Source organism: Stenotrophomonas sp. 59 (assembly GCF_030291095.1).
Classification (GTDB): domain Bacteria; phylum Pseudomonadota; class Gammaproteobacteria; order Xanthomonadales; family Xanthomonadaceae; genus Stenotrophomonas; species Stenotrophomonas maltophilia_Q.
The window spans coordinates 4,514,721-4,530,000 of record NZ_CP127408.1; the positions used below are offsets into that span (position 1 = coordinate 4,514,721).

General features: G+C 67.2%; 12 protein-coding genes and 2 rRNA genes (1 of these 14 running past the window's edge). 6 read left to right on the forward strand and 8 right to left on the reverse strand.

The genetic code is table 11. The features are described from left to right. Positions 1–177: 177 nt before the first annotated feature. On the reverse strand, positions 178–2,253 hold the full coding sequence (glyS, locus tag QP552_RS20585; RefSeq protein WP_286074567.1) for a glycine--tRNA ligase subunit beta: 2,076 nt from the start codon (positions 2,251–2,253) through the stop codon (positions 178–180). Positions 2,254–2,330: 77 nt separating this feature from the next. Continuing rightward, a complete protein-coding gene (glyQ, locus tag QP552_RS20590; RefSeq protein WP_049430272.1) occupies positions 2,331–3,242 on the reverse strand; it encodes a glycine--tRNA ligase subunit alpha in 912 nt (303 codons plus the stop codon). Between the two features lie 83 nt (positions 3,243–3,325). Here glyQ and QP552_RS20595 point away from each other — a divergent pair, with 83 nt between their 5' ends. Genes QP552_RS20595 through QP552_RS20605 form a run of 3 tightly spaced genes read left to right on the forward strand, consistent with a single transcriptional unit; the run spans position 3,326 to position 6,841 of the window. Next, entirely contained in the window at positions 3,326–5,161 is a 1,836-nt protein-coding gene (locus QP552_RS20595; RefSeq protein WP_286074569.1) for a GspE/PulE family protein, read from the forward strand. Then, entirely contained in the window at positions 5,133–5,879 is a 747-nt protein-coding gene (locus QP552_RS20600; protein WP_033835362.1) for a glutamine amidotransferase, read from the forward strand. Before QP552_RS20595 ends, QP552_RS20600 begins: the two co-directional genes overlap by 29 nt. 50 nt (positions 5,880–5,929) lie before the next feature. Then, complete coding sequence (locus tag QP552_RS20605) at positions 5,930–6,841, forward strand: BPSS1780 family membrane protein (protein WP_005411674.1); 912 nt, start codon at positions 5,930–5,932, stop codon at positions 6,839–6,841. An 85-nt stretch (positions 6,842–6,926) separates the two neighbouring features. Here the strand turns inward: QP552_RS20605 and tatC are convergent, their stop codons facing one another. The 4 genes from tatC to QP552_RS20625 all read right to left on the reverse strand — a co-directional run bounded on the left by tatC (position 6,927) and on the right by QP552_RS20625 (position 9,343). Further along, on the reverse strand, positions 6,927–7,676 hold the full coding sequence (tatC, locus tag QP552_RS20610; RefSeq protein WP_010482410.1) for a twin-arginine translocase subunit TatC: 750 nt from the start codon (positions 7,674–7,676) through the stop codon (positions 6,927–6,929). After that, positions 7,673–8,131 carry a Sec-independent protein translocase protein TatB gene (gene tatB / locus QP552_RS20615; RefSeq protein ID WP_286074571.1) on the reverse strand — a complete coding sequence of 153 codons (459 nt, stop codon included), beginning with the start codon at positions 8,129–8,131 and terminating at the stop codon, positions 7,673–7,675. The genes tatC and tatB overlap by 4 nt, the downstream gene beginning before the upstream one ends. A gap of 15 nt (positions 8,132–8,146) precedes the next feature. Next, entirely contained in the window at positions 8,147–8,374 is a 228-nt protein-coding gene (tatA, locus tag QP552_RS20620) for a Sec-independent protein translocase subunit TatA (protein ID WP_005420453.1), read from the reverse strand. A 75-nt stretch (positions 8,375–8,449) separates the two neighbouring features. Beyond that, positions 8,450–9,343: a YSC84-related protein gene (locus QP552_RS20625; protein WP_106549795.1), complete on the reverse strand. Its 894-nt coding sequence runs from the start codon at positions 9,341–9,343 to the stop codon at positions 8,450–8,452. A gap of 165 nt (positions 9,344–9,508) precedes the next feature. Here QP552_RS20625 and hemH point away from each other — a divergent pair, with 165 nt between their 5' ends. The 3 genes from hemH (at position 9,509) to QP552_RS20640 (ending at position 13,718) form a co-directional block, all read left to right on the forward strand. After that, positions 9,509–10,471: a ferrochelatase gene (hemH, locus tag QP552_RS20630; RefSeq protein ID WP_106549794.1), complete on the forward strand. Its 963-nt coding sequence runs from the start codon at positions 9,509–9,511 to the stop codon at positions 10,469–10,471. Beyond that, positions 10,468–11,322, forward strand: coding sequence for an alpha/beta hydrolase (locus tag QP552_RS20635; RefSeq protein ID WP_197620591.1), 855 nt, complete (start codon positions 10,468–10,470; stop codon positions 11,320–11,322). Before hemH ends, QP552_RS20635 begins: the two co-directional genes overlap by 4 nt. A gap of 290 nt (positions 11,323–11,612) precedes the next feature. Next, positions 11,613–13,718 carry a methyl-accepting chemotaxis protein gene (locus QP552_RS20640; protein WP_286074573.1) on the forward strand — a complete coding sequence of 702 codons (2,106 nt, stop codon included), beginning with the start codon at positions 11,613–11,615 and terminating at the stop codon, positions 13,716–13,718. 409 nt (positions 13,719–14,127) lie between these two features. On the opposite strand, the gene rrf is transcribed toward QP552_RS20640, so the two are convergent. Beyond that, positions 14,128–14,242: ribosomal RNA gene (gene rrf / locus QP552_RS20645) — 5S ribosomal RNA — on the reverse strand. Positions 14,243–14,368: 126 nt separating this feature from the next. Beyond that, a 23S ribosomal RNA gene (locus QP552_RS20650) occupies positions 14,369–15,280 on the reverse strand (it continues 1,968 nt past the right edge of the window).

Consider the following 15,280-nt stretch of genomic DNA (forward strand, 5'->3'; position numbering starts at 1 on the left):
TGGCGGTCAAAATACGCGCCGTTGTGGCGATCGTCGTGATCGCAGGCGAGGATGCCGGCATCGTGCGCGATGCCGGCAATGACCCCGATGGACATTGTTCGGTGACGCCGGGCGTGGCCCGGCGCTACCGATGGGTCAATGCCAGTAGATCCACGCCATGCGTGGATGGGCCACCGATCAGCTCGACAGATGCTCGATCGCCGCCACCTTGCCCAGGCGTTCGCCCAGCATCGTCAGCAGCGCCAGGCGGTTGCCACGCAGCGCTGGATCCTCTGCATTGACCATCACGCCATCGAAGAACGCGTCGACCTGCGGGCGCAGGCGCGCCAGGCGCGCCAGCACGGCCACGTAATCCTTCTGGTGCAGGCTGGCGCCGGTGTCGTCGATGGCTGCGGTGACCGCTTCGGCCAGCGCGCGCTCGGCGTCTTCCTGCAGCAGCGCCGGGTCGATCTGGGCCGGAATGTCGCCCTCGGCCTTGCGCAGGATGTTGCGGATGCGCTTGTTGGCCGCAGCCAGCGCTTCGGCTTCCGGCAGCGCGGCGAAGGTGCCGATCGCATCCAGGCGGCGGTCGAAGTCATACAGCGAGGCAGGCTTCAGCTCGGCCACCGCGTTGAAGTGCGTGGCCGGCACGTTCTTGTCGCCGTAGTAACCCTTCAGGCGGTCGAGGATGAAGTCGTACAGCTCGCCGACGTCGGCCTGCACGTTGCGCGCCGCCAGGCCAGCGTTGGCGCTGGCCAGCAGCGCGCGCAGGTCCAGCTCGAAGCCGCTTTCGATGATCGTGCGGGCCAGGCCCAGCGCGTTGCGGCGCAGGGCGAACGGATCCTTGTTGCCGGTCGGCTTCAGGCCCGCGGCGAAGCCACCGGCCAGGGTGTCCACGCGTTCAGCAATGGCCAGCACCTTGCCCAGCGGCGACAGCGCGATGTCATCACCACCGAAGCGCGGCTGGTAGGCCTCGTCGATGGCCAGTGCCACCTCGGCCGATTCACCACCGGCCACGGCGTAGTGACGGCCGGCGATGCCCTGCAGTTCCGGGAATTCATTGACCATGCGCGACTGCAGGTCGTTCTTGGCCAGCTCGGCGGCGCGCCTGGCCTGCGCCGGATCGGCGCCGACCTGCGGCGCGATCACTTCGGCCAATGCGGCCACGCGCGCCACCTTGTCGGCCACGCTGCCCAGCTTGGCCTGGTAGGTCACCGTCTTCAGGCCGTCGCCCATCGATGCCAGGCCCTGCTTCAGGTCCTCGTCGAAGAAGAACTTGGCATCGGCGAAGCGCGGGCGGATCACGCGCTCGTAGCCCTTGGCCACTTCGGCCACGTCCTTCGATTCGATGTTGGCGATGCCGATGAACTTCTCGGTCAGCGTGCCTGCGGCGTCCAGCACCGGGAAGAACTTCTGGTTGATCTCCATCGTCTCGATCAGCGCTTCCTGCGGCACCGCCAGGAACGCGCGCTCGAAGCTGCACAGCACCGCCGACGGCCACTCGACCAGGTTCACCACCTGCTCCAGGTTGTCGTCGGTGATGCGAGCGCTGCCACCGGCCTTGGCCGCGGCAGCCTCGACCTCGGCGACGATGCGCGCGCGGCGCTCGCTCGGGTCGACCAGCACGAACGCAGCGCGCAGCGCTTCAACGTACTCCTGCGGCTGCGCCAGCGACACGGTCTGGTCGTGGTGGAAGCGATGGCCACGGCTTACACGACCAGCCTGCAGGCCGAACAGTTCGGCTTCGACCACGTTGGCGCCGTGCAGCAGCACCAGCCAGTGCGCCGGGCGGGCGAAGCCCCAGGCGTGGTCGCCCCAGCGCATCGGCTTGGGAATCGGCATCGCCGCGATCGCCTCGCGCAGGATCTCCGGCAGCAGGCTGGCGGTGCTCGCGCCCGGGGTCACCGCGCGGTGCACGAAGCGCTCACCCTTGTTGTCGGTGGTCTTCTCCAGCGCGGTCCAGTCGATCCCGGCCTTGGCGGCGAAGCCCTGCAGGGCCTTGGTCGGCTGGCCTTCGGCGTCCAGCGCGATGTTCAGGTACGGGCCCAGCACTTCGCTGTGCTGTTCCGGCTGTTCCAGGCCGACGCCCGGCAGCAGCACGGCCAGTCGGCGCGGGGTCGACAGCGGGCGTGCATCGCCCAGTTCCAGCGCGACGCCGCGCTTGCGCAGGCCTTCGACGACACCGTCGAAGAACGCCTGGGCCAGGCCCGGCAGCGCCTTGACCGGCAGCTCCTCGGTGCCCAGTTCAATCAGCAGGGGGGACAGTTGGCTCATCGGTTCGATCCTGTGGTGGGGGCGCAGCGCGCAACGCGTCCGGCGCCCCGGAAGTTGAGAGAGGGAGGGAGCGGCCGTCAGGCCTTCTTCGCGCCCGGGAAGCCCAGCTTCTCGCGCTGCTCGTAGTACGCCTTGGCCACCGCCTGGGCCAGCGCGCGCACGCGCAGGATGTAGCGCTGGCGCTCGGTCACGCTGATCGCACGGCGTGCATCGAGCAGGTTGAAGGTATGGCTGGCCTTCATCACCTGCTCGTAGGCCGGCAGCGGCAGGTTCACTTCCACCAGCTTCTGCGCTTCACGCTCGCAGGCATCGAAGCGGTGGAACAGCTCTTCCACGTCGGCGTATTCGAAGTTGTAGGTGCTCTGCTCCACCTCGTTCTGGTGGTAGACGTCGCCGTAGGTCACCGGCTGGCCGTCCGGGCCGTAGGTCCAGACCAGGTCGTAGACGTTGTCGCAGTTCTGCAGGTACATGCACAGGCGTTCGAGACCGTAGGTGATCTCGCCCAGCACCGGGCGGCACTCCAGGCCACCGGCCTGCTGGAAGTAGGTGAACTGGGTCACCTCCATGCCGTTGAGCCAGACTTCCCAGCCCAGGCCCCAGGCACCCAGCGTCGGCGATTCCCAGTTGTCCTCGACGAAGCGCAGGTCGTGCACCAGCGGGTCGATGCCCAGCGCCTTCAGCGAATCCAGGTACAGCTGCTGGATGTTGTCCGGCGCCGGCTTCATCGCCACCTGGTACTGGTAGTAGCGCTGCAGGCGGTTCGGGTTCTCGCCGTAGCGGCCGTCGGTCGGGCGGCGCGAGGGCTGCACGTAGGCCGCGTTCCAGCCCTCCGGACCGATCGCACGCAGGAAGGTGGCCGGGTGGAAGGTACCGGCGCCCACCTCCAGGTCGAGCGGCTGGATGAGCACGCAGCCCTGCTGGGCCCAGAACTGGTTCAGGGTCTGGATCAGGCCCTGGAAGGTGATCGGAACGGTCGGGGTCGCGGACATGCGTACGAGTCTTGGCCGGCAAGGGGGTGCGCTAGTATAACGGCCGACCTGCGGGGCATTCCGTACCCGGGAGGAGCAGGCAGATGGAACATCGGCTGCCGGCAGGCACGCCCGGCGAGGCGGGCGGCGTCCCGCTGCCCTGGGGACGGCTGCATTTCGAGCAGATTGCCGCAGCCCTGGCCGCCGATGGACTGGTGGCCGAGCAGGACCGCGAGCGCATGCGGTTTTCCGCACAGGGCGCGCGCAACGCCAGTGAAGTGCATCCGCTGGTACTGCTGTCCAACCTCAAACTGGCCGCGACCGGCGGCGGCGAACTGACCCTGGAACGCCTGACCGAGTGGCTGGCGCAGCGCACCGGCAGCCGCTACCTGCGCATCGACCCGACCCGGGTGGACGTCGCCGCGGTCACCGCGCTGGTGTCGCATGCCTACGCCCGCCGCCACCGCTTCCTGCCATTGGCAGTGGATGCCGAGCGCGTGCTGGTAGCCACCAGCGAGCCGCTGGTGCAGGAATGGCGTCGTGACCTGCAGCACCTGACCCGCCGCCGCATCGAGCTGGCGGTGGTCAATCCGCTGGACCTCCACCGCTACACCATGGAGTTCTACGGGGTGACCCGCTCGGTGCGCGGCGCCCGTGGCGATGTGCGCGGCGAGGCCAGCACCACCCTGCCCAGCTTCGAACAGCTGGTCGAGCTGGGCCGCACCGGCGACGTCAATGCCGACGACCAGCACATCGTGCACATCGTCGACTGGCTGCTGCAGTACGCCTACGAACAGCGCGCTTCGGACATCCACCTGGAGCCACGCCGCGAGATGGGGCGCATGCGCTTCCGCATCGACGGTGTGCTGCACAAGGTGTTCGAAGTGCCGCCGGCGGTGATGACCGCGGTGGTCAGCCGTATCAAAGTGCTTGGCCGCATGGACCTGGCCGAGCGCCGGCGTCCGCAGGATGGCCGCATCAAGACCCGCTCGCCGGGTGGCCGCGAGGTCGAAATGCGCCTGTCGACCATGCCCACCGCCTTCGGCGAGAAGTGCGTGATGCGCATCTTCGACCCGGATGCGGCCTTCAAGAGCATCGACCAGCTCGGTTTCAGCCCGCAGGAAGCCGCTGGCTGGAATGCGCTGGTCGAGCGCCCGCACGGCATCGTGCTGGTCACCGGCCCGACCGGCTCGGGCAAGACCACCACCCTGTATTCCACGCTGAAGCGGCTGGCCACGCCGGACGTGAACGTGTGCACAGTGGAGGACCCGATCGAGATGATCGCGCCCGAATTCAACCAGATGCAGGTGCAGGCCAACATCGACCTGGACTTCGCCAGCGGCGTGCGCACCCTGCTGCGGCAGGACCCGGACATCATCATGATCGGCGAGATCCGCGACCTGGAGACCGCGCAGATGGCGGTGCAGGCCTCGCTGACCGGCCACCTGGTGCTGTCCACCCTGCACACCAACGACGCGCCATCGGCGGTCACCCGCCTGCTCGACCTGGGCGTGCCGCATTACCTGCTGGCCAGTACCCTCAACGGCATCCTCGCCCAGCGCCTGGTGCGCACGCTGTGCCCGCACTGCAAGCAGCCGCACAGCCTCGGCGCGGCCGATTGGGCGGTGCTGGCTGATAGCCATGCCGCATATCCAGATGCCGCCACGCCCTGTCGGCCGGTCGGTTGCCTGGAGTGCCGGCGCACCGGATTCCTCGGCCGTATCGGCCTGTATGAGTTGCTGCCATTGGGTTCGCGGCTGCGCGGGCAGATCCGCGCCGACATGGACCTGGCCGGTTTCACCCGTGCCGCGCGTACTGAAGGGCTGCGAACCCTGCGCCAGGCCGGGCTTGAAAAGGTGGCGCAGGGGCTGACTACAATCGAGGAAGTCCTGTCAGTCCTGCCGCCCCCGGATGAACCCAGCCCCGTTCCTGATCCTTGAAACCGGCCGCCCGGTGCCGTCGCTGCGCCGCTACGGGCGCTTCCCGCACTGGATCCGCGTCGCCGCCGGGCTGGAAGAACACGAGACCGTGGTGGTCGATGTCGAGCACGGTGGCGCCCTGCCCGATCCGCACGCCTTCGCGGGCGTGCTGGTGACCGGCTCGGCCGCCTTCGTCACCGACCATGCCGACTGGAGCGAGCGCAGCGCCGCGTGGCTGCGCCAGACCGCCCACGACGACCTGCCGGTGTTCGGCATCTGCTACGGCCATCAGCTGCTGGCACATGCGCTGGGTGGTGAGGTGGCCTACAACCCGGCCGGCCGCGAGTCCGGCACGATCGAGCTGGAACTGCAGCCGCAGGCCGCGCAGGACCCGCTGTTCCAGGGCCTGCCGCAGCATTTTGCCGCCCACGCCACCCATCTGCAGACCGTGCTGCGCGCGCCCGACGGGGCCGAGGTGCTGGCCCGTTCGCCGCTGGACGGCTGCCATGCCTTCCGCTGGGGGCGCCAGGCCTGGGGCGTGCAGTTCCATCCGGAGTTCGCCACCCACCACATGCGTGGCTACGTGCGTGCCCGCGCCGACTGCATCGGCCGCCATGGCGGCTGCGCCCGCAGCATCGAGCGCGCGGTCAGTGCCGCGCCGCTGGCCCGCCAGCTGTTGCGCCGCTTCGTCCGCCAGGCGCGGCTGTCTTCAGCCCAGCCGGCGGCAAAACAGGGATAATCGGCGGCACGGGCAGCCGCCCGGCCCCCTCCTGTCCTTCCCGGATGTCCATGAAAGAGATTCGCAAGCTGCCGGCTTCGGCGGGCGCCCAGTGGTTGCTGGATACGTTCTCCCTGTACCGGCGTGCGCCGCTGCAGCTGGCCCGGATCGGCCTGACCTGGCTGCTGGTGAGCTGGGTGGTCACGCTGTTGTCGACGCTGATTCCCGGCGCCGCCGGCATGGCCGTGCAGCTGATGACGCTGGCCATCTCGCCGATCATGTTCGGCGGCATGCTGTATGCCGTGGGCGAGATCGACGAAGGCCGCCCGGGCCTGGCTTCGCACCTGCTGCAGCCGATCCGCGACCACCGCGTCAGCCACCTGCTGGTGCCGCTGGCGATCCAGGTGCTGGCGGTGCTGCTGCTGGGCGCGCTGCTGTTCCTGATGATCGGCCGCGAGGGCTTCACGGCCTTCAGCGAGGTCATGACCAAGATGGAAGAGATCAGCCGCAGTGGCCAGCAGATCAAGCCGGACGATGCCGCCGCGCTGGTTGCCAACCTGCCGGCCAAGCGCATCGCGCTGTGGATGCTGCTGGTGTTCCTGAGCGCGGTCGCGCTGTCGCTGGCGATGTTCACCCAGCCGGCGCTGGTGGTGTTCGACAAGCAGAGCGGCATGCACGCGCTGCGCCTGAGCCTGCAGGGCTGCATCGAGAACATCGGCGCGATGATCGTGTTCGCCGCACTCGGCCTGATCGCCGCGTTCTGCATGTACATCCTGTTCGTGATCGTGATCCAGATCGCGATGCTGATCGGTGGCCCGCTGGCCGCCGCCTTCATCGCCCAGCTGGTGCTGACCACGGTGTTGATGCCGCTGTATGTCGGCGCGGTCTACGCCGCGTGGAAGCAGATGTTCGTGCACCGCGGCAGCCGCGCGGCGCCGCCGATTCCGACCACGCCGACCTCCAGCGACGTGTTCCACGCCTGACCGGTCCCACCGGTAGCGCCGGGCCATGCCCGGCGGTGGCATCACATCGAACCCCGCACGCCGGGCATGGCCCGGCGCTACCGCATCACGCGGCGGGCTTCTTCACTACCGACGATGGCACCAGCCAGCGTGCGGCGTGGATGCCCAGCTCGTACAGCAGGCACATCGGGATCGCCAGCATCAGCTGCGACACCACGTCCGGCGGGGTCAGCACCGCCGCCACCACGAAGATGCCGACGATCGCGTAGCCGCGGCCTTCCTTGAACTGCTGCGGCGTCACCCAGCCCAGCAGCACCAGGATCACCATCGCCACCGGCAGTTCGAAACTGCCGCCGAAGGCGAAGAAGATCGCCAGCACGAAGTCCAGATAGGCGTTCGCATCCGGCGTAATGGCGATCACGTCCGGGCTGAAGGTGGTGAGGAAGTGGAACACCGCCGGCAGCACCAGGAAGTAGGCGAAGGCGCAACCGGTGTAGAACAGCAGCACCGATGACACCAGCAGCGGCACCGCCAGGCGCTTTTCTCGCGCGTAAAGGCCCGGCGCGACGAACGCCCACAGCTGGTACAGCAGCCACGGCACCGCCACGAACAGGGCGACGAAGAAGGTCAGCTTCAGCGGCGCGAAGAAGGCACCTGCCGGATTGGTGGCGATCATCGTCTGCCCGTTGGGCAGCTGCGAGACCAGCGGTTCGGCCAATGCGTTGTACAGCTTCTGGGTGAACGGCAGCAGCGCCAGCAGCACCACGCCCAGGCCCAGCAATGCGCGCACCAGGCGGCCGCGCAGTTCCACCAGGTGTTCGACCAGTGAGCTCTCGCCGAAATCCTGTTCACTCATGGCTGGCGCTCCGTGCTCTGCGCCGGCGGCGTACCGGCTTCAGCGGGCGCGGCCGAAACCGGCTCGGCGGCACCACCGTCCTGCGTCGGTTCAACGGCATCGGGCGCGGCGCTCATGTGCGGCGGCAGATCCGCTGGTGCCGGTGCACGGACTTCCTGCACCAGATCATCGCCCTGCTGCTGCGCCTGCTGGGCTTCGCGACGGATCGCTTCGCCGCTGGCGCGCAGCTGGTTCTCGGTGTCCTGCATGCCCTGGCGCACGTCCTGCATCTGCCGCTTGATCTCCTCGGCCTGCAGCTCGCGTTCCAGTTCCTGTTTCACCGAATCCCATTGATTGCGGGCACGACGCACCCACAGGCCGGCGAAGCGGGCCGCCTTGGGCAGGCGCTCGGGACCGAGCACCACCAGGGCGACCACTGCAATCACCAGCAGTTCGCTGAAGCCGATATCGAACACCGCAACCGCTCCGGATCAACGTGCGTTGCGGTCGTGCTCGTCCTGCGCGGTGCGCGAGGCGTCCTGGCTGCGCGACTCATCGCCCAGCTGCGCGTTCGGCTTGTCTTCGTCGCGCATGCCCTTCTTGAATTCCTTGACCGCCGAACCGAGGTCCTTGGCGCCGCTGGTCAGGCGCTTGGTGCCGAACACCAGCAGGACGATGGCCAGCACGACCAACCAATGCCAGATGCTGAAACTGCCCATAAAGACGCTCGTTACGTTAGTGATCAGGCTGTCGAGCATAGCGCACCGGGTGTTAGCCGGCGCGCGTGACGAAAGTCAGTTTCCGCCCAGCGTTTCCGTGCGGATTTCGCCGTCGTTGACCGGCTGGAAGCCCTGCTGCTGAGGCGGCGGGTTCTGCGGAACGTTCTGCAGCGGTGCGGTGGTGGCCTCGGCTGGGGCGGCCGGTGCTGCCTGAACAGGCGCCGGAGCAACTGCCGGGGCCGCTGCCGGGCGCGGCGCGCTGCCGCCGTTGCCGCTGCGGTTGTTGCGCGCAGCGTAGGTGGCCTCTTCCAGGCGATCGCGGAAGGCGACCACATCCATCGACGGCGAACCGGCGGCGCGACCTTCGAAGATCATCCGCGGCGTGGTGTTGCTGCCGTAGGCATCGAGGTTGGCGGCATCGTCGATCTGCAGCACCGCGCCGTCCAGCGCGACACCGGCAAACAGGCCGCGGGCGCGCGACCAGGACCAGATCTCGGCCTTCAGCTGGCCGTCGGTGGCCGCGGCGGCGTTGCGTCCCACCGGACCGGCAGCGACGCCGGCATCGGCACCCAGGGTGAACTTGCCGTTGACCAGATTGTCCAGGCTGCGATCGTTGCGGAACACCAGCACCACGTCCGAGGACTGCACACCGGCCTGGAAGCCGATGCTGCCGCCGGTGAGCTTGACGAACACCGGGTTGGACCAGGCGCCATTGGCCATGCGCACCGACATCAGGCCGTGGCCGCGGCGACCGCCGATGACCAGACCGGCCTTGATCGTGTCGGGAATGACGATGACCGCGCGGCCTTCGTCGAGCAACTTGTCCGGGATGCCCTGTTCAGGGATCCCCTGGATTTCAGCCAGCACACGCACAGCGTTGCGCGCACGCTGGTCTTCCTGCGGCCCGGCCATGGCCTGGCTGGACAGCAGACTGGCGGCGATCAGCAGGGCTTGGATCGGGCGACGCATGGCAGGCTCCAGAAGTCAGTCCATAGGAAGATATAGCAAGTGACTGAAATTAGTAGTGTTGTCATGAATCCCCAATGAGCGTTCCCTGCTCACATTGATGCGCGCTATGCCTGCAATCCGAACCTTGCATCCCGGCGCGGCACTGGATCGGCGACAATACTGCCCATGCTCGACGCACCCGATACCGCCGTGCTGGCGGTCAACCTAGGCACGCCCGAGACGCCGACGGCCCCTGCCGTACGCCGTTACCTGGCTGAATTCCTGTCCGACCCCCGCGTGGTCTCGATCCCGGCGCTGCTGTGGCAGCCGTTGCTGCGCGGGTTGATCCTGCCGCTGCGCAGCGGCCGTTCGGCGGCCAAGTACGCACAGGTCTGGCTGCCCGACGGCTCACCGCTGATGGTGCATACGCGCCAGCTGGCGCAGGCCATGCAGGCCCTGCTGCCGACCCTGACGGTGCGCCACGCGATGCGTTACGGCGAACCGGCGCTGGCCAGCGAGCTGGACCGGCTGGCCGCCGACGGCGCGCGCCGCATCGTGGTACTGCCGCTGTATCCGCAGTATTCCACCACCACCACCGCCTCGGTCGAGGACCGGGTCGATGCGTGGCAGCGCCGCAACCCGGGCGTAACCGTCAGCCTGGTTCGCGACTACTCGGTCGATCCGGGCTGGGTCGAGGCCGTGGCCGGCTCGATCCGGCGCTACTGGGAGCAGCACGGTCGTGGGCAGAAGCTGATGTTCTCCTTCCATGGCATTCCGCAGCGCCTGGCCGATGGTGGCGATCCGTATCCACAGCGCTGCGAAGCCAGCGCACAGGCCATCGCCAACGCGCTGGGCCTGGGCAGGGACGAGTGGCAGATGGGCTACCAGTCGCGGTTTGGCCGCGAGCGCTGGCTGCAGCCGTACGCCGAGCCCAGCCTGTGGGCATTGGCCGAGTCCGGGGTGAAGCAGATCGACGTGGTCTGCCCGGGCTTCGCCACCGACTGCCTGGAGACGCTGGAAGAGGTCGCGATGGGCTTCACCGAAACGCTGGCCGAGCGCGGCGCGAAAATGCGCTACATCCCGTGCCTCAATGCCGAGCCGGAACATGCGCGCGCACTGGCACGGCTGGCCGTGGCCTCGTTGGCATGAGCCTGCAACCGCTTGAGCTCGAGGTCGGTGGCGCCCGCGTCGCTGGCCTGCGCAACCACGGCGACGGCCCACGCGTGCTGGCCCTGCATGGCTGGCTCGACAACGCCGCCAGCTTCGTGCCACTGGCCCCGCACCTGTCCTCGCTGCAGCTGGTGGCCATCGACCTGCCCGGTCACGGCCACAGCGCGCATCTGCCGGCCGGTGCCAGCTACACCACGGCCGCTGCGATCTGTCATGTACTCGATGTCGCCGACGCGCTGGGCTGGGACCGTTTCAGCCTGCTCGGCCATTCGATGGGCGCCGGCATCGCCAGCCTCACCGCCTCGGTCAGTGATCGCGTGGAGCGGTTGGTGGCGATCGAAGCGCTCGGCGGCCTGCGCGGTCCGGAAGAAGACACCGCCAACCGCCTGCGCGAGCACGTGAATGCCACGCGTGGGCTGGCGCGCAAGCAACTGCGCGTGTTCCCCGACCTGGCCGCGCCGATCCGCGCGCGGATGATGACCAACCAGCTGAGCGAGCGCTGTGCACGGCTGCTGGTCGAGCGCGGCGTGGAGCCGGTCGAAGGTGGCTATCGCTGGTGCAGCGACCCGCGTCTGATGCTGCCGACTGCGATCCGCCTCAGCGAAGGCCAGATCGACAACCTGCTGCAGGCCATCGCCTGCCCGACGCAGGTGATCTATGCCACGCCGGCGCAGTCCTACTATCCCGAGCCGATGCGCAGCGATCGCCTGCAGCACCTGCGCGATGGGCGGTTGGCGGTGTTTCCCGGCAACCATCACCTGCACATGGAAGATCCGGCGCAGATCGCCGAGGTGATCCTGCGCTTCTTCAGCAACGACAACGCCGGCTGAGTCGCGGCGTCCGCGCACTTCACTCTGCGCAGTTGCGGCCGATACATCAGTTGCGGGCCGCTGCGCCTGCAGCACGCAGGTCCGGTCGGGCCTGCGGCGTGTGTCTGGTTCTGCAAGGAAGTCCGCATGCCCGCTCCATTGCACCGTCACCCACAGGATGTGGTCACGGCGCCCCGTCTGCGCGACGTTGATTGCGTCGCATTCCCCGAATTCCCGGTCCATGCCCTGGCCACGCAGTCCTGCGTGCGTCACCGCGTGGCCGTTGTCGTCTGCTGATCCAGGAGTCGCCGATGTCCGCTGCATTCTCCCGTCCCCCCGATACCGCTCGCCTGCCGCACCTGCAGCAGCTCGCCCGCCGCGCTGATCGCCGCCTGCTGATCGGCAGCGCAGCACTGGGCCTGGCTGGCCTGGTGCTGGCCCTGCGTGGTCCACAGGTGCAGGCCGCCGTGCTGGCTGCCGCTGCAGTGCTGCCTGCGGCGTGGCTGGGCGGATCCCAGGTTGGCCGTGGCATCGCCCGCAATGGCCTGGCCTCGCTGCTGTCGCTGCAACTGGCCCTGGTGTGCGCGATCGTCGGCCTGTCACCGGCACTGCCGGTTGCCCTGTTGCTGGGCGTGCTGCTGGGACACCGCGATCGGCTGCCGGTGTGGCTGGCCGGTGGGGTGGGCACGCTCGCACTGCTGGCCCCGTTGCTGAGCGGTGCCACAGCGTGGCCGACGCTGCTGCAGGCCGGCATGTTCGCGGGCCTGACCCTGTTCCTCGGCCAGGTCGCACTGCGGCTTCGCCAGCAGACCGAGACACTTGGCCATGGCCCGCGTCGCCTTGCGGCGCTGGCACGCGATATCGCCACCGGCGCCGATCTTGGTGCACATGCCGACACCAGCGCCTATGCGCCGGGTTCGCTGGCCCACGCCCTGGCCGACACTGCACGCCACGTGCAGGCCCAGCGCGGACGCGAGGCGGCGGCGCATGCCGAGAACGCGCAGATCCGCCAGGCGCTGGATGCCTCACGCACCGCGATGATGATCGCTGACAACGACCACGTGATCCGCTATGTGAACCGCTCGGTGGTAGCACTGCTGCGCAACCAGCAGGCAACGTTGCGACAGGCCTTCCCCGATTTCGACGCCGAACGCCTGGTGGGCAGCAGCATCCATCGTTTCCACGCCAACCCGGACCGCATCCGCGCCATCCTCAATGGCCTGCAGGTCACGCATAACGGCAAGGTGCAGATCGGCCCGGTGCACTTCGCCCAGGTGGTCACACCGGTGTTCGACGATCAGGGCGCGCGCCTGGGCTTTGCCGTGGAGTGGCATGACCGGACCCACGAACTCACGCTGGAGAACGCCGTGGCCGGCATCGTCGCCGCCGCCGCCGCCGGTGATCTCGAGCAGCGCCTGCAGGCGACCGAAGGCGCCAGCTTCCTCGACGGCCTCACGGGAGGCATCAACCAGCTGCTCGATACGCTGGGCAGCACTGTGGATGAAGTGCGGCAGATGCTCTCGGCGCTGGCCAACGGCGATCTGGATCGGCGCATGCGCGGCGAGTATCACGGCGCCTTCGCGGCCATCCAGCGCGATGCGAACGCCACGGCGGGCCAGCTGGCGCGCATGGTGGGCCGCATCCAGCAGTGCGCATCTTCGATCGGCACGGCGGCCAACGAAATTGCCGCTGGCAACGGCGCCCTGTCCGAACGCAGCGAGCGCCAGGCCGCGCACCTCCAGGAAACCGCGGCGTCAATGGAGGAGCTGACCGCCACCGTGCGCCAGAACGCCGCCCATGCGCGTGAGGCCAGCGAGCTGGCGGCCTCCACGCAGAATGCCGCCAGTGATGGCAACGCGGCCATGCAGCGGGTCGTCGACACCATGCAGGCCATCGAAGGCGCGTCGAAGCGGATCGGCGACATCACGGGCGTCATCGACGGCATCGCCTTCCAGACCAACATCCTTGCACTTAACGCAGCAGTGGAAGCGGCGCGCGCCGGCGAGCAGGGCCGCGGCTTCGCCGTGGTGGCCAGTGAAGTGCGGGTGCTGGCACAGCGTTCAGCGGCGGCGGCCCAGGAGATCAAGAAGCTGATCGACGAAGCCGGCCGCCAGGTGGGCGAAGGTGCCCAACTGGTGGCGGATGCTGGCCAACGCATGCAGGGGATCGTGGGGGGTGTTGAGAATGTCAGCCACCTCATGCGTGAGATCTCTGCCGCGTCGCAGGAACAGTCGATCGGCATCGAGCAGATCAACCAGACCGTGGTGCAGATGGACCAGGCCACGCAGCAGAATGCTGCGCTGGTGGAGGAAGCAACTGCCGCAGCCCGCGAACTGCAGTCGCAGGCGGGAACGCTGGACGATGCAGTGTCGGTGTTCCGACAGCAGGAGTCACAGGACGTGGCGCTGGTTGCCTGATCTCGGCTTTCAATACAATCCATGTGAAGACGGCGCCCGCAGGGCGCCGTCTTTTTTTGCGTGTTCTGCGTGATGGGTCACGCCGATAGCGGCCCATCGTGGTTGGCGCCGTGGTTCCGCACAGAGGCATCCACGCATGGCGTGGATCTACCTGGCAAACGATTGCGGCGTGCGCCTGATGTGGGAAGCGGCCAACCGTGGTTGGCGCCCTGGCTCCGCGCGGAGAGCATCCGCGCAAGGCGTGGATCCATCGGTGATCACCCTGCCATCGGTAGTCGGCAACCTTGGTTGGCGCCGCCGCTCGCAGCGGTTCCAACAACGCGCCTGCCGGCCAGCGGCCGGCACTACCGGCATTTCCCGCGCACAAAGAAAAACCCCGCTGCGTGAGCAGCGGGGTTTTGGGTATAAACCCTGGCGATGACCTACTCTCGCATGGCTTGAGCCACACTACCATCGGCGCAGCTGCGTTTCACTTCCGAGTTCGGGATGGGATCGGGTGGTTCCACAGCGCTAATTTCACCAGGGAGGCTTTTGGAGAGTCGCACTCGTCCCGATGGGACAAGGCGCCAGCCTCGCATAGTTCTTGTGACGTAGCGTGCACTTGGACGCTCTTACGACGTTGTCGTAAAGCCAAGGCAACTTGAGGTTATATGGTCAAGCCGCACGGATCATTAGTATCAGTTAGCTCAATACATTGCTGTACTTACACACCTGACCTATCAACCACGTAGTCTACATGGTTCCTTCAGGGGGCTTGTGCCCCGGGAGATCTCATCTTGAGGCGCGCTTCCCGCTTAGATGCTTTCAGCGGTTATCGCTTCCGAACATAGCTACCCGGCAATGCCACTGGCGTGACAACCGGAACACCAGAGGTTCGTCCACTCCGGTCCTCTCGTACTAGGAGCAGCCCCTCTCAAATCTCCAACGCCCATGGCAGATAGGGACCGAACTGTCTCACGACGTTCTGAACCCAGCTCGCGTACCACTTTAAATGGCGAACAGCCATACCCTTGGGACCGACTACAGCCCCAGGATGTGATGAGCCGACATCGAGGTGCCAAACACCGCCGTCGATATGAACTCTTGGGCGGTATCAGCCTGTTATCCCCGGAGTACCTTTTATCCGTTGAGCGATGGCCCTTCCATACAGAACCACCGGATCACTAAGTCCTAGTTTCCTACCTGCTTGATCCGTCGATCTTGCAGTCAAGCACGCTTATGCCTTTGCACACAGTGCGCGATGTCCGACCGCGCTGAGCGTACCTTCGAGCTCCTCCGTTACTCTTTAGGAGGAGACCGCCCCAGTCAAACTACCCACCATACACGGTCCCCGACCCAGATAATGGGCCCAGGTTAGAACGTCAAGCACGACAGGGTGGTATTTCAAGGATGGCTCCACTGCAGCTAGCGCCACAGTTTCATAGCCTCCCACCTATCCTACACAGACGAACTCAACGTTCAGTGTAAAGCTATAGTAAAGGTTCACGGGGTCTTTCCGTCTTGCCACGGGAACGCTGCATCTTCACAGCGATTTCAATTTCACTGAGTCTCGGGTGGAGACA